Here is a 14,773-nt window from a genome sequence, read left to right on the forward strand (position 1 = left end):
GCGCCCCGCCTCGGCCGAGGCGGGGCGCCGTTGCCGTAAGAAGAGAAGAACAGACACCGTTGCGGTACGGAGGTCAGAGCACATGGTCAATTCACCTGCGGCGGACGGAGGTTACTCCGCCACCCCGCTCGTCAAGAAGATCGGCGTCAAGCCGGGGCATCAGGTGCGGCTGCGGCACGCGCCCGACGGGTGGGACATTCCCGGGCTGCCCGACGACTGTGAGGTCGCCGACGGCGGGACGCGCGACGCGGACGTCACCGTCGCCTTCTACCGGGAGTGGAAGGAACTGGACGCGGAGGGGATGGAACTCGTCCTCGGTCTCGACGACACCGCCATGCTGTGGATCGCCTGGCCGCGCAGGGCCGCGGGCCATGTCAGTGACATCACCGAGAACGGGCTCCGTGATCTCTTCCTTCCCCTCGGGGTCGTCGACGTGAAGGTGGCCGCGCTGGGGGAGGACTGGTCGGGGCTGAAGTTCGTGCGGCGGAGGGAAAACCGGCAAAGCCGCAACAAAGGTCCCGCAAAATGAACTTGAGTCGTAGCCACCCGCCGACGTAAGGCAACATCTTGGTGAACGGCGAGTGTTGCGCGATCAGGGCGCGGACATCGCCGGATGGCCGGATGGAGTGAGGGACGTGGTGGAGCCGAGGATCGCCGTCGCCGTGGTGACCATGGGAAACCGGCCCGCCGAGGTGGACGCGCTCCTTGAGTCCGTGGCCAAACAGGACCTTCCGCCGGCCCGCATCGTGATCATCGGGAACGGCTGCAGGCTCCCCGAGTTCGCCGACCGGCTCTCCCTGCCGGGCGAAGTCACCACCATCGACGTCGACGAGAACCTCGGCTGCCCCGGCGGACGCAACGTGGGCCTGGCCCGGCTGCGGGAGTTCGGCGACGTGGATGTCGTGGTCGAACTCGACGACGACGGGCTGCTCGTCGACGCGGACGTGCTGCGCCGGGTGCGCGATCTGTACGCGGCCGAACCGCGCCTCGGCATCGTCGGGTTCAGGATCGCCGACGAGCACGGCGAGACCCAGCGGCGCCATGTGCCGCGGGTCGGCGCGGGGGACCCGATGCGGGGCGGATACGTCACCGGGTTCCTCGGCGGCGGCCACGCGCTGAGCATGGCGATGCTCGCCGAGACGGGGGACTGGCCGGCCGAGTTCTTCTTCGCGCACGAGGAGACCGACCTCGCCTGGCGGGCCGCCGACGCCGGCTGGCGCATCCGCTACGCCCCCGAACTCCTCCTCCAGCACCCCAAGACCTCGCCCGCCCGGCACGCCATCTACCACCGCGTCACCGCCCGCAACCGGGTCTGGCTGGTCCGCCGTCGGCTGCCGCTCGCGCTGATCCCGGTGCACCTGGGCGTGTGGACGCTGCTGACCCTCGTACGGACGCGGTCGCTCGGCGGGCTGCGGGCCTGGTTCGGCGGGTTCGTGGAGGGGGTGCGCGAACCGGCGGGGGAGCGGCGGGCCATGCGCTGGCGGACGGTGTGGCGGCTGACGCGGCTGGGCCGCCCGCCCGTGATCTGAGCCGCGGTACCGCGGATGCCGCAGGTGTAAGGGACGAGGGCCCCGGTCGATCACCTCCGCCGACCGGGGCCCTCTCGCGTCCCCGGACCCGGCCACGACGGCGACACTCCCCCGAGTTGCGCGTCGTACGCGCGCACCGTCGGGACCAGATCCGATGAAGTGATCACATCAGGTCGCGCCAACGAATCGCTAACATGTGGCCAACGGTGCGCCCGATGCTCCGGGGACGGATGGCCTGAAGTCGCCGCGCGGCAGCGGGAGAGGGCGGGTACGGTAGCGGATCCCGGCCCTCTGCGGCCGGGCCGGACTGGCGGAAAACCGCCGGGTACAGGGCGGAAATCCGCCAGGGACGGCGGAGAACTCCGCCGCGGAGCACGGCCGACAGGGCCGCGCGGAAGGGCGACGGGTCGGTGTGATGCGGTGCGAGCTGCGGTTCGGACTGCTGGGCACGACTGTCCTCTACGGCCCTGACGGCGAGCTGGTGCGGCCCATCGGCGGCACCAAGGTGCGGGTCCTGCTCGCCGCGCTGCTCCTCGAACCGGGCCGGGTCGTGTCCGTCGACGCCCTCAAGGACGCCCTGTGGGGCGGCTCACCGCCGGCCTCCGCGCACGCCTCCCTGCACAACCACGTCACCCGGCTGCGCCGTCTCCTCGACGACCCGGACCGGCTGCGCGCCGTTCCGCCGGGTTACCAACTCCGTGTCGACGAGGGAGAGTTGGACGTCCACGTCTTCGAATCCCATGTCACCGCGGCCCGCGCCGCGCACGCCGACCGGGACTGGCCGCGGACCGTCCGCGCCTGCACGGCGGCCCTCGCGCTGTGGCGCGGCACCCCGCTCAGCGGCCTGCCCGCCGAACTCGGCGGCTACGCCTTCGCCCAACGCCTGGCCGAGGCCCGCCTCCTCGCCCTCGAATGGCGCTACGACGCCGAGCTGGCCCTCGGCGGTGCCCGACTCGGCGCGCTGGTGCCGGAGTTGGCCGCGCTGGTCGCCGACCATCCCCTCCGGGAGGGCTACCACCGGCAGCTGATGCTCGCCCTCCACCGCACCGGCCGCCAGCCCGAGGCCCTGGCCGTCCACCGCGACCTGCGCAACCGCCTGATCGAGGAACTCGGCATCGAGCCGGGGGCGGGGGTGCGGGACGCGCATGTGGAGGTGTTGCGGGGGGTGGTCGAGGTGCGGGACGGGGACCCCGGGCCCGTCGAGACCGGTGGGGGCGTCGGCGAGGACGGGCCGGTGGACGACGCACCCGCCGCGACCGGTGCGCCCGCTGCCCCGTCACCCCCGTCACCCCCGTCACCCCCGTCGTCCCTGTCGCCCCACCCCGCCCAACTCCCGCCCCCGCCCGCCCACTTCACCGGCCGCGCCGACACCCTCGACGCCCTGCGCGACATCCTCGCGCGCCGTCCTTCCGCGGAGCCCGGCTCGCACCCCCTGGTCGTCATCAGCGGCATGGCGGGCGTGGGCAAGAGCGCCCTCGCACTGCACACCGCGCACGCGCTGCGGGAACACTTTCCCGACGGGCAGTTGTACGTGAACCTGCACGGCGCCACCCCGGGCATGGCCCCCCTCACCGCCGGTCAGGCCCTCCACGCGCTGCTCCGGGACCTCGGCGCCGAACCCCGGCACATCCCCGAACACCCGGACGCGGCAGCCGCGTTGCTGCGCTCCCTGCTGGCCCCCACCCGCACGCTGATCGTGCTGGACGACGCCGGGAACGCCGCCCAGGTACGGCCGTTGCTGCCGGGCGGCACCGGCTGCGCGGTGCTCGTCACCAGCCGTTCACCGCTGACCGCCCTCGACGGCGCCCGCCGCTTCCCGCTCGCGCCGCTGTCCGGGGAGGACAGCGCGGCGCTGCTGCGCGCGGTGTCCGGCCGGGAGGGCCTCGACGCGGCCCACCCGCTCGTCGAACTCACCGGCCGCCTCCCGCTCGCGCTGCGCGTCGTCGCCGCCCGCCTGGCCGCACGCAAGGCCCTGACCCCGGGCGTCCTGGCCGGCCAACTGGCCGCCACGGAGAGCCGATTGCCCCACCTGGAGTACGACGACCTCAGCGTCCGCCGTTCCCTGGCGGTGGCCCACGACGCGCTCGCCGCCTCCGACCGCGAGACCGACCGGGACGCGGCCCTGGCCCTGCACCACATCGGTGCCCTCGACCTCCCGGCCTACGGCGCCCCGCTGCTCGCCCGCCTCACCACCACCGACGAACGCCGGGCCGAGGCCGCCCTCGACCGCCTGGTCGACGTGGCCCTCCTGGAGGAAACGGCATACGGCCGCTACACCCCCCACGACCTGATCCGGGACTTCGCCCGCGAACTGGCCGCGGCGGGGCCGCGCGGCGACATGGCGGGGCCCGGGTCGCCCGCCGACCCCGCCGGGCCTGGATCGCGTGCCGACCTCGCCGGGCCTGGATCGCCGGCCGACCTCGCCGGGCCTGGATCGCGTGCCGACCTCGCCGGGCCTGGATCGCCCGCCGACCCCGCCGGGCCTGGATCGCCGGCCGACCTCGCCGGGCCTGGATCGCCGGCCGACCTCGCCGGGCCTGGATCGCCGGCCGACCCCGCCGGGCCCGGATCGCGCGGCGACATCGCGGCAGTCGGCTCGCGCGGCGGCACCGTGGGGGCTGGGCAGGCTGGTGGCGTCGTGGAGGCCGGGCCGTACGGCGAGGTCACGGTGGCCGGGTCGCGTGCCGACGTTGCGGCGGTCGAGCCGCGTGGTGACATCGCGGCAGTCGGCTCGCGCGGCGGCAGCGTGGGGGCCGGGCAGGCTGGTGGCGTCGTGGAGGCCGGGCCGTACGGCGAGGTCACGGTGGCCGGGTCGCGTGCCGACGTTGCGGCGGTCGAGCCCCACGGCGACATCGCGACAGCTGGCTCGCGCGGTGACTTCACGACAGCCGGCTCGCGCAGCGGCACCGTAGGGGCGGCCGGGCGGGCCGGTGATCTCGTCGATGTCGCCCTCGGCTGGTACGCCGCCGTTGCCGAGCGGACGCTCACCGCGATCGTCGAACCGGGGCTCGATCAGGACGACCGGCGTCGGCCGACCGCGGCTCAACTCCCCGGGCATGCGGCGGAGGTGGCGGCCGTCGCTCCCTTCCGGGATTCCCGGGAGGCGTTCGCCTGGGCGGACCTGGAGTTGGAGAATGTGGTGACGCTTGTCAGCCGGTACGGCGACAGCCTCGACCGCCGCAGGGACGCCCAGGTCTCGACACTCGTCCGGCTGCTCTTCCCGTATGTGCTGCGCGGTGGGCGGGTCGCCGAGATGGAGGTGCTAGGGCGGGTCGGTCTGGGTGCGGCGCGGCGGCTCGGGGACGACGCGGCGGAGGCGTACGCGCTGGGCGATCTCGCCGGGCTGCACTTTCTGACCGGCCGGCAGAGCGAGGCGCTCGGGCTCAACGACCAGGCGCTGGCGATCTGGTGGCGGCTCGACGCGACCTCCTGGATCCGCCGCTGTCTCAACAACCGCGGTCTCCTCCTCGAAGGCCTGGGCCGGCATGCCGAGTCCGGGGTCGCGCTGCGCCAGAGCCTCGCGTACTCACGGCAGTTGGACGATCCGTACGGCGAGGCCGTGACCTACAGCCATCTCGGCAACCTGTACGAGCACACCGACCCGCGCGCCGCCATCGAGCAGCACCGGCGTTCGCTGGCCATCGGCGTCGAGATCGGCGCGGTGATCGTGCAGCACTCCGCGCACTGCAACATCGGTTACGCCCACCTCGCCCTCGGCGAACCGGCCGCCGCCGTACCGCACTTCGAGGAGAGCCTGCGCGTTCTCGGCGACCTCGGCGACTGGCACGGCGAGTCGCAGACCCGGCTGGGACTGGTCCGGGCGCTGCGCCTGCTCGGCCGTACCGAGGTCGCCGGTGCCGAGTGTGCGGAGCTGCTGCGGCGCGCGGACGCCCGCGCCGACCGTTACATGGGCGGTCTCGCCCGGCACCAACTCGGCCTGCTGCTACGGGAACAGGGGCGCGCGGAGGAGGCGTACGAGGAGTGGCGGGTGGCCCTCGCCGCGCTCGACGGGACCGACGAGAAGGCGGTCGTGCAGGAGCTGGGGGAGCTGTTGTCACAGCGTGACGCGCGTTGACCGTCGTAGGGTTCGGCCCTATTTGGCTTCGGCGTAGCACTCCACGACCGCGACGGTGAACGGGAAGCGGACCGGCGTCTCCCCGAACGTCAGACGTCCGGCCAGGTCGGCCGCCTCCCGTATCGCGGCGGCCACGGTCTCGGCCTCCTCCTTCGGGCAGTGCACGATCACCTCGTCGTGCTGGAAGAAGACCAGCTCGGCCGCCAGCTCCGCGCAGGACCGCCGGAGCGCGGCGAGCATCAGCAGGGCCCAGTCGGCGGCGCTGCCCTGGACGACGAAGTTGCGCGCGAAGCGGCCCCGGGCGCGGGAGTTGGTGGAGGCGTAACCGGGTACCCAGCTCTGGTCGGCGGGGGAGGAGCCGGTGGCGGCGGGGTCGTCCTGGGGGATGCCCGCCTCCTCCGCCGCGTCCTCGCCGCCGGCCACCGGCGGGCAGGTCCGCCCCAGCCAGGTCCGTACGAGCCGCCCCTCCTCACCGGCCCGCGCGGCCTCGTCGACGTACGCCACCGCCTTGGGGAACCGGCGTCGTAGCGCGGCGAGGTTCTTGAGGCCGTCGCCGGAGGTCTGGCCGTAGACCGCGCCGAGCACCGCGATCTTGGCCTGGTCGCGGTCGCCGGAGAAGGCGCGGTCGGACACGGACTGGTAGAGGTCGGTCGGGCGGCCGGCCACCTCCATCAGCCCGGGGTCGCGGGAGATCGCGGCGAGCACCCGCGGTTCCATCTGGTCGGCGTCGGCGACGACGAGCCGCCAGCCCGGGTCGGCGACCACCGCGCGCCGGATGATTTTGGGGATCTGGAGCCCGCCCCCGCCGTTGGTGACCCAGCGCCCGGTGACGGTGCCGCCGGCCAGGAACTCGGGCCGGAACCGGCCGTCCCGCACCCAGTCCTGCAGCCAGGACCAGCCGTGGGCGACCCAGATCCGGTACAGCTTCTTGTACTCCAGGAGTGGTTTCACCGCCGGGTGGTCGAGGGACTGGATCTCCCAGCGCCGGGTCGATCTGACCTTGATGCCGGCCTGCGCGAAGGCCTTGACGACGTCCGCCGGCAGATCGGGCCGCACCCGTCTCCCGAACGCGGCGGACACCTCGTCCGCCAGCTCGGCCAGCCGCCGGGGCTCGCCCCCGCCCACGTACCGCTCTCCCAGCAACTCGTGCAGCAGCTCCCGGTGCACGTCGGCGCTCCACGGCAGCCCCGCCCGGTTCATCTCGGCGGCGACCAGCATGCCCGCAGACTCCGACGCGGTGAGCAGCCGCATCCGGTCGGGGTGCTCGGTGGTGTCGTGCCGCCGCTGCTGCTCGGCGTACACGGCGAGGAGGTCGGCGAGGGGGAGATGGACGCTCTGGGGTTCGAAGAGCGAGGACTGCGAGCCGGGTTCGGCGGCCCGCTGCGGCGGATCCGGCGGCACCGGCCCACCGCGCAACCGGGCCAGGGCGGCGGCGGCCGACCGCGGCTCGCCGTGCCGCCCCTCGTGGCCGAGCAGGAGGGTCTCGGCGTCCTCCACGTCGTAGCACCGCTCCACCCGCACCCCCGCGGCGAGCAGCGCCGGATACACCTCGGCGGTGGACCGCCACACCCACCGGCTCACGTCGGGCCGGCCGCGTACGGCCCCGACGAGGTCCGGCTCCCACAGCACCGGCCCGGGCAGCCCGTCCGGACCGAGGGCGGCGACCTCGACACCACCGCCCTCGGCCGGGGCGAGCGCCCAGCGATCGGTCATGTTCGCGAGTGTGGCACGCGGGTCTGACAACGGCCCCGACCTGCGCGAACCGGCTCGCGGGCGAAGCGGCTCCGAGCGGCTCCGAGCGGCTCCGAGCGAAGAAACGTCACACGCACACTCGTACGAGTGACGCATCGCGAGATCGCGGGCGGCCCTCTCGCCTACGCTGACAGGGTCGCTCCGTACGAAGGAGGTCCGCCGTGGCACTGACCGCCCCCGAGCGTCGACCGAGTCCTCATCCGAGTCCGACGGAGGAGAGGCGCATGGACGCGTCCGTCGAGGCCGCCTTCGATGCGTTCGACGCCGCCGCCCCGGAGGGCTGGCACGTGGAGTTGATCGAAGGGAAGATCCACGTGGTGCCTCCGGCCAATGGGGAGCATGAAGAGATCGTGTCCGAGGTCACCGGCCAGGTCCGGGACCATCGAAGGGAATACGGTCGCTACACCGGCCTCGGTCTGCACGTCCCGGGAGCGTCCGACACCGGCAAGGTCATCCCCGACCTGGTGATCGCGCCGAAGGGCAGTTTCGCCGACGACCAGCGCCATCACGACCCCGCGCCCGTCGTCCTCGTCGGCGAGGTGACCTCCGAGTCCACCGCGGTCAACGACCGCGGGCCCAAACTCCGTGGTTAGGCCCGCGCGGGCATCCCCTGCTACCTGCTGATCGACCGCGAGGCCGGGACGGTCATCGTCTACAGCGAGCCCGCCGAGGACCGTTACACGCGTGCCGCCGAGATCGAGATCTCCAAGACCGTGGCGCTGCCGGAGCCGCTCGGGTTCGACCTCGACACGAGCCAGTTCTGAGGTCGGCCTGTCGGCCCGTCAGCCCTGGAGCCGGTGCAGCATCTCGGCGATGTGCCGTTCGGACGTGGGCTTGTCGATGCCCAGGCTGTCGAGCACGCCCTCGCCGTTCTCGTGCTCCAGCAGGGCGAGCAGGATGTGTTCGGTGCCGATGTAGTTGTGGCCCAGGCGCAGGGCCTCGCGGAAGGTGAGTTCCAGGACCTTCTTGGCGTCGGGGCCGTAGGGGACGAGGTCCGGGACCTCGTCGGCGGCCGGCGGCAGCGCCGCGGTCGCCGCCTGGCGTACGGCGTCCAGGGGGACCCCCTGCGCGGTGATCGCCTTGCCCGCGAGGGCGTCCGGTTCGGCGAGCAGACCGAGGACGAGGTGTTCGGGGCGGCCCTCGGGGTTGCGGGCGGCGATGGCCTCGTTGTGGGCGGCCATCACCACGTTGCGGGCCCGGACGGTGTACCGGCTGAACCCCTGGCTCAGGTCGAGGTCCGCGGATTCCTTGGCCACGAAGCGCTTCTGCGCGGCCTGGCGCGTGACGCCCATGCTCCTGCCGATGTCGGTCCAGGAGGCGCCCGAGCGCCGGGCCTGGTCCACGAAGTGGCCGATCAGGTGGTCGGCCACGTCGCCCAGGTGATCGGCGGCGATGACCGCGTCCTGGAGCTGGTCGAGCGGCGCGGGGTGGACCTTCTTGATGGCCGCGATGAGGTCGTCGAGACGTACGGATGAGGTGACGTTCGGATCGGTCGTCATGCGTCAACCGTAGGTTGACAGTCCCTGGCTGTCAACCCTGGGTTGACAGCCGTCCCGCTGTTGTCAGGCTGACTTCAGGTCGGTGTGAGGATCGATGACCCAGTGGTTGCTTCGCAGAACCCGGTCCGCGAACGTGACGTTTCGCTCGGTGACGAAGCGGAAGCCGAGGGACCGGCAGATGCCGTTGGAGGCCGCGTTGCCTGTTGCCGGAAACGCGTGCACCACGCCCCAGCGGTCTTCGTCCCGAGCCTGTTCGAGAAGGGTTCGGGCCGCGCGTTTACCCAGGCCGCGGCCCTGGAATCGCGGCAGGATCATCCAGCCGATCTCCGAGACCGGCCCTTCGTCGGTGTCGTCGGACCAGATGGTCACCGACCCGGCCACCACGTCGGGAGTGTCCGGGTCGGGAATGATCATCTTGATCCAGGAGGTGTCGGCCGCCGCCTCGGCGGCGTCCCGACGTGCTTTGTCGGGCTGGAGTTCGGGTGGCAGTGGGCCGCCGAGATCGGCCATCATGACCGGGTCGCAGCGCATCCGGATGTAGGCGTCGACGTCGTTCTCTGTGACATTGCGCAACTGCACGGAGTCCCCCTTACCGTGGTAGGCCCTTTCGGCGACAGTCAACACGACTTCCGCCCCCGCCCCGCGAACACCCCGCCAACTCCCGCCGAAACCACCCCGATCACGGCACAAGCCCCCACGCACACCCCGATCACTCCCCAGGGCACAGCCACCCCCACAGGCGCCCGCAGCACCCCCAGCGCCCCGGCCAGTCCGCCGAGTTCGAGTGCGCTCACCACCGCCCCGAGCCCGGCCCCCACCCCCACGGCCACCAGCGCCTCGCCCGCGACAACTCCGAGGACCTGTCCGCGAGTTGCTCCCGTGAGTCTCAGTGTCCGTAGTTCGGCGCTCCGTGCGGATGTCGCCATCAGCAGGGTCGTCGCGAGTGAAATCCCCGCGTATATAAGGGAGATGCCCAGCACCATGAACAGCCCGAGTCGTGTCCGGGCCCCGCCGCTCCAGATCCCCGCCCGCGGATATGCCTCCGTGAGCCACGCCCCCGCACTCCGCACCGTGCCCCCGGATGCCTTCAACTCGCCCGCCACCCGCGCCCGTTCCGCCGTGCCGCCCGCGACGCGTACCTCCATTCGGTCCACCTCCGCCCCCGCCGCGTTCGCCGCCGTCACGTACGCGCCGTTGTCCCCGGTGCCCCGCGCCAGTACCGCCACGATCCGCAGCCGGGCCGGCCGGCCGTCCCCGAGCCAGACCCGCACCCAGGTGCCGACCGTGTGCTGCCGCCACTCCTCGTTCACCACGATCGACCGGTCGTCCAACTTCCTTGCGTCACCGGCCACTACCGGCAACCGGGTGACCTCGGTGAACGCCCGCACATCCCATACGGCGCGGGCGTCGGACCGGATGAGCGCCGTACCGTCCTCCCGTACGAAGACCGCCGTCGAGGCGGACGCGGAGACCGTCGCCCTCGGGGCCGTCGGGACCCTCAACCTCTCGCCCGTGACGACGAGTTGGGCCCGTGTCCGTTCCCGTGCCTCCGTCGCCTTCGCCTCCGTGACCGTCCACGCCGACCCCAGCAGCGAACCGGCCAGCGCGACCGTCACCAGAACAGGCGCCGCCACAGCGGCTGTTCGCCGGACCGAGGCCGCCGCGTTCTCGCGGATCAGCAGGCCGGTGGCGCCCGGGAGGCGTACCAGCAGTCGTACGGCGGGGCCGGTCACGGCCGGTGCCAGGGTCGCCGCCGCCGTGATGAGGAGCAGCGGACCGGTCGTGTACGACTTCCGCTTCAGCAGGTCCGCCGGGTCCGTCCACAACGACCGGGCGAGCAGGGCCAGTCCGGCCGCCAGCAGCAGCCCGCCGATCAGTTTTCGCGACCACGGCAGCAACCCCGTGTCCACGGCCGCCTCCCGCAACGCCTCCGCGGGACCGACCCGCCCCGCCCGCCACGCGGCCGTCCACGCCCCGGTCAGTGCCACCAACACCCCGACCACGAAGGCGACTTCGTACGGCCAGCGCACCTCCGCCCGCAGGGTGAACCACGACGGCGCCACCCCGCCCGCGACCAGCGCCCGCACCAGCCGGGGCGCGGCCCAGCTCCCCAGCGCGCACCCGGCCGCCGACGCCACGAGCCCCACCGCCCCGGCCTCCCCGAGCAGCGTCCGCCGTACTTGGCCCGGTGTCGCCCCGGCCATCCGCAGCAGCCCCAACTCCCTTCTGCGCAGGGCGATCACGAAGGCGAAGGTGGACGCCGTGACGAACACGGACACGAAGGAGGTGACCCCGGCGGCCGTGCCGAGCAGTGCGACGACGGAGACCAGTTGTTCGGCGTCGCGCGCCGTGGCCGGGTCGGCGAGCCGGCGGTCGTCTCCCGTCAGTACGCGTGCCCGACCGTCGACGACGGCCCGCACCGCCGCGACCGGTGCGTCGATCCCGACCGCGTCCCGCCGGTCGGCGCCGTCCGTGCGGACCGGGCCCAACGTCCGCAATTCGGCGAGGAGTTGGTTGTCCACAGGGTGTGGATGAGCGAGCTTCTTCGACACCCGGGCGACCGACGGGCCGCGCCGCACCTCCACCGTGAGCGTGTCCCGGCCCATCACCACCACCGGCGAGGACGCGAAACGCGCCGGTGGCGGAGCCGGTGCGCCCACCGCCGAGGCGAGCCCGGCGAGTGTCGACGCCGACACCGCGACCCCCAACGCCACGGCGACGAAGGAACCGAGCAGCGAGGCCCACCGCGTGCGCAACGAGGACAGGATCAGCACGGCACGCCCTCCAGGTCCGTCAGGCGCGCCGCCACCTCGGCCGCCGAGGGCGCGGTCAACTCCCCGCCCACTCGGCCGTCGACGAGGAAGACGACCCGGTCGGCGTACGACGCGGCCACCGGATCGTGGGTGACCATGACGGTCGTCCGGCCCTCGCGGTCCACCAACTCCCGCAGCAGGGTGAGTACTTGGCGGCTGGTGGTGGTGTCCAGCGCTCCCGTCGGCTCGTCCCCGAACAGCACCGCGGGCCGGGTGATCAGTGCCCGTGCGAGCGCCACCCGCTGTTGCTGCCCGCCCGACAACTGCGACGGCCGGTGCCCGGCCCGCTCCGCCAGCCCCACCCGCTCCAGCGCCTCGCGCACCGCCGCGCGCGAGGGGCGGCGCCCGGCCAGTCGTAGGGGCAGGGCCACGTTCTGGGCGGCGGTGAGGGAGGGGAGGAGGTTGAAGGACTGGAAGACGAAACCGATCCGCTCGCGCCGCAGCAGCGTCCGCCGTCGTTCGCCCAGGTCGGCCAGTTCCACCCCGGCCACGGTCACCGTTCCGGCGTCCGGGCGTTCCAGCCCCGCCGCGCACTGGAGCAGCGTCGACTTCCCCGACCCCGACGGCCCCATCACGGCCGTGAACGTCCCGGCGCCGAAGTCCAGATCCACCCCGTCGAGGGCACGTACGTCGCCGTAGTGCCGTCGTAGCCCCCGAATCCGTACGACTGTCTGTGTCATGCCCCCATCGCACCGCGTCCGGCCCGCGCGGACACGACCAGCAGTGGGCGTCCCGGGGGTGGGGCCGGCACTACCTACTCCGAAAAAGTGTGTCACTTTGGTATGAAAGTGACACACTTTTTCGGAGTCACCCCTCCCCGCCACCCCATGACACGATCGACGGGTGAGCAGCACGACCGGAACCGTCGAGCGCGCCTTCGAGGCCGCCCTCTACACCGACACCCACGACGCCCTCGACACGGGCGCCTCGATCCTCGCCGCCGACTCCGCGGCCGACGCCGAACTCGACCGGCGCGGGCGGGAGTTCGTGGCGGCGGCCTGGCGGCGCGGCTGGCAGCCGGCGGATGTCGTACGGCTGGTGCGGCGGGAGTTGGACGACGTACACGTACGACTCGTGTCCGAGTTGATCCGCGCGCAGGCGCCCGACGACCGGGCGCGCGGCCCGCGTTGGTCCGCGCAGCTGGACGAACTGGCCGCCGCGCCACCCGCCCGCACCGACCGCTTCACGTACGCCACCACCGTGCTGGAGCTGTACCGGCTGCTGCTGCGGCTGCCCAGTCTTGAACCCCTGGACGAGCCGAAACGGCGGCACGACGGCGGGCGGCCCGCGTCCCGGATGCTCACCCGGATCCGCGCGCTGCTCGCGAAGGCGGAGGCGACCGGGTTCCCTGAGGAGGCGGAGGCGTTGAGCGCCAAGGCGCAGGAGCTGATGGCGCGGCACAGCATCGACGAGGCGCTGCTCGACGCGCAGGCGCCGGCCAAGGACGCGCCCGGCGCCTGCCGGATCGGGGTCGAGGCGCCGTACGAGCAGGCGAAGGCGGTGCTGCTGGACGCGGTCGCCACCGCGAACCACTGCCGGGCCGTGTGGAACGAGGCCTTCGGTTTCTCGACCGTCGTCGGCTTCGAGGGTGACCTGGAGGTGGTCGAACTCCTTTACACCTCACTCCTCGTGCAGGCCACGACCGCGATGACGAAGGCGGAGGCGGCCCAGCGCGCGGGCGGGCGGCGGCGGACCAAGACCTTCCGGCAGTCCTTCCTCGCGGCCTACGCCCACCGCATCGGGACCCGGCTGGCCGAGGCCGCCCGGACACAGGTGAGCGACGATCTGCTGCCGGTGCTCGCCACCCGCGAGGTCGCCGTCGCCGGGCGGCTCGACGAGATGTTCCCGGAGACGACCACGACCCGGCTGCGCGGGGTCAGTGACGAGGCGGGCTGGACGCAGGGCGCCGAGGCGGCCGACCGGGCCCAGGTCGGGGCCCGGCCGCGGCTGGACTGACGGGCGTCAGTCGCCGGCCTGGGTGAAGGCGCTGACCGAGGCGTCCGAGTCGCTCGCGGAGCCCTTGCCCTGGACGGGGCCGTACGACCACTTGTAGCTCGCGCTGTCGCTGCTGCCGGGCAGCGTGATGACCAGCTTGGTGGCGGCCAGGCTCAGCTTGTCGCCCGCCTTGCCGCGGACGTAGGTGATGGTGAAGGAGACCGCGTCACCCTTGGCGAGCTTCAACTTCTGTGCCTTGGCACCCTGTTGGGTGGAGAGGGCGACCTTGGTGCCGCCGCCCTCCAGGGTGGCGCCGGCGAAGCCGTCCAGGGTGCACGGCTTGCTCTGGTTGGTGAGCGAGACGGGCACCTCGCCCGTGTCGCCGGCGGACGGGGCGGTGCTGGCGGGACCGACCTGGACGGCGACTCCGTCGAAGGAGCAGGCCGAGCCGTTCTTGCTGTCGCTGGAGGAGCCGCCACCACCGCCGCACGCGGTCAGCAGCAGGGCGGACGCGACGGCGGTGACGGCGAGGGGAATGGTGCGCATGAGGGGATCATCCCGCACCCGGCACCGGTCCGCCGACACGACCGGGACAGGGCTGCTACCCGAGGCCCGCCGTGGGCAGTCCGGACGGGAGCTTTCCGCCCTCGGCCTTGGTGTAGGTCTCCTTGCCGAGGCTGCCCGACCAGGTGACCGCGAGGCCCGACTTGCCGACGGAGCCGACCATTCCGGTCGCCCGGGTCGTGCTCTTGTCCGTGCACTTGAGGTGGATCATCTGCATGCCCGCCTCCTCGCCGGCGGTCCCGCTGCAGATGCTCCCGCCGGTGGTGAACAGGGCGGCCTGCTTGCCGGTGACCACCAGCGCGACGGCCTTGCCGTCGGTCGTGGCGAGCCAGCTGCCCTGCAGTTCGTCGGAGGCGGCCGACGGGCTGCTGCCGGTGGCGCCCCCGGAGTCCGCGGAGGCGGTCGCGCTCGGTGCCGAGGTCGCGGACGCGCTCGGCGTGGACGAGGAGTCGTCCTTGGAATCGCCGCCGCTGCACGCGGTCAGGACGAGCGCGCCCGCCAGACCGGCGGCAGCCGCCGCGATCCGTACCGTCGACACCGTCGAAATCGCCGTAGTCACTGGTAGCTCCCAAGCTGTAGCCGGACGGCCGTCCGGTCGGCCTTGGC

General features: G+C 73.0%; 11 protein-coding genes and 1 pseudogene. 5 read left to right on the forward strand and 7 right to left on the reverse strand.

The features are described from left to right. Nucleotides 1-82 precede the first annotated feature (82 nt). The 3 genes from ACIBJH_RS41725 to ACIBJH_RS41735 all read left to right on the forward strand — a co-directional run bounded on the left by ACIBJH_RS41725 (nt 83) and on the right by ACIBJH_RS41735 (nt 5,604). The gene (locus tag ACIBJH_RS41725; RefSeq protein WP_399122169.1) at nt 83-529 is read left to right on the forward strand and encodes a DUF3052 domain-containing protein; all 447 of its coding nucleotides are present in this window, start codon (nt 83-85) and stop codon (nt 527-529) included. 106 nt (nt 530-635) lie between these two features. Then, a complete protein-coding gene (locus ACIBJH_RS41730) occupies nt 636-1,529 on the forward strand; it encodes a glycosyltransferase family 2 protein (RefSeq protein WP_399122171.1) in 894 nt (297 codons plus the stop codon). 415 nt (nt 1,530-1,944) lie between these two features. Next, nucleotides 1,945-5,604, forward strand: coding sequence for a BTAD domain-containing putative transcriptional regulator (locus ACIBJH_RS41735; protein WP_399122173.1), 3,660 nt, complete (start codon nt 1,945-1,947; stop codon nt 5,602-5,604). 18 nt (nt 5,605-5,622) lie between these two features. Here the strand turns inward: ACIBJH_RS41735 and ACIBJH_RS41740 are convergent, their stop codons facing one another. After that, nucleotides 5,623-7,317, reverse strand: a complete 1,695-nt coding sequence (locus ACIBJH_RS41740; RefSeq protein WP_399122175.1) for a bifunctional 3'-5' exonuclease/DNA polymerase — start codon at nt 7,315-7,317, stop codon at nt 5,623-5,625. Between the two features lie 263 nt (nt 7,318-7,580). Between ACIBJH_RS41740 and ACIBJH_RS41745 the strand changes: the two are divergent. Continuing rightward, a pseudogene (locus ACIBJH_RS41745) lies at nt 7,581-8,120 on the forward strand (Uma2 family endonuclease). Nucleotides 8,121-8,138: 18 nt separating this feature from the next. On the opposite strand, the gene ACIBJH_RS41750 reads toward ACIBJH_RS41745, so the two are convergent. The 4 genes from ACIBJH_RS41750 to ACIBJH_RS41765 all read right to left on the reverse strand — a co-directional run bounded on the left by ACIBJH_RS41750 (nt 8,139) and on the right by ACIBJH_RS41765 (nt 12,348). After that, on the reverse strand, nt 8,139-8,855 hold the full coding sequence (locus ACIBJH_RS41750) for a Clp protease N-terminal domain-containing protein (RefSeq protein WP_399122176.1): 717 nt from the start codon (nt 8,853-8,855) through the stop codon (nt 8,139-8,141). A gap of 63 nt (nt 8,856-8,918) precedes the next feature. Then, nucleotides 8,919-9,434 (reverse strand): GNAT family N-acetyltransferase, encoded by a 516-nt coding sequence (locus tag ACIBJH_RS41755; RefSeq protein ID WP_399122178.1) that lies wholly within the window; start codon nt 9,432-9,434, stop codon nt 8,919-8,921. A 38-nt stretch (nt 9,435-9,472) separates the two neighbouring features. Continuing rightward, entirely contained in the window at nt 9,473-11,629 is a 2,157-nt protein-coding gene (locus ACIBJH_RS41760; protein ID WP_399122180.1) for an FtsX-like permease family protein, read from the reverse strand. After that, a complete protein-coding gene (locus ACIBJH_RS41765) occupies nt 11,623-12,348 on the reverse strand; it encodes an ABC transporter ATP-binding protein (protein WP_399122181.1) in 726 nt (241 codons plus the stop codon). Before ACIBJH_RS41765 ends, ACIBJH_RS41760 begins: the two co-directional genes overlap by 7 nt. 163 nt (nt 12,349-12,511) lie before the next feature. Between ACIBJH_RS41765 and ACIBJH_RS41770 the strand changes: the two genes are divergently transcribed. Beyond that, nucleotides 12,512-13,624: a DUF2786 domain-containing protein gene (locus tag ACIBJH_RS41770; RefSeq protein WP_399122183.1), complete on the forward strand. Its 1,113-nt coding sequence runs from the start codon at nt 12,512-12,514 to the stop codon at nt 13,622-13,624. Nucleotides 13,625-13,630: 6 nt separating this feature from the next. On the opposite strand, the gene ACIBJH_RS41775 is transcribed toward ACIBJH_RS41770, so the two are convergent. Both ACIBJH_RS41775 and ACIBJH_RS41780 read right to left on the reverse strand, forming a co-directional pair. Further along, nucleotides 13,631-14,149, reverse strand: coding sequence for a DUF4232 domain-containing protein (locus tag ACIBJH_RS41775; RefSeq protein WP_399122184.1), 519 nt, complete (start codon nt 14,147-14,149; stop codon nt 13,631-13,633). Between the two features lie 55 nt (nt 14,150-14,204). Next, nucleotides 14,205-14,726, reverse strand: a complete 522-nt coding sequence (locus ACIBJH_RS41780; protein ID WP_399122186.1) for a hypothetical protein — start codon at nt 14,724-14,726, stop codon at nt 14,205-14,207. Nucleotides 14,727-14,773 lie beyond the last annotated feature (47 nt).

The sequence above is a fragment of the Streptomyces sp. NPDC050548 genome, assembly GCF_044457385.1.
In the GTDB taxonomy this organism is placed as follows: Bacteria; Actinomycetota; Actinomycetes; order Streptomycetales; family Streptomycetaceae; genus Streptomyces.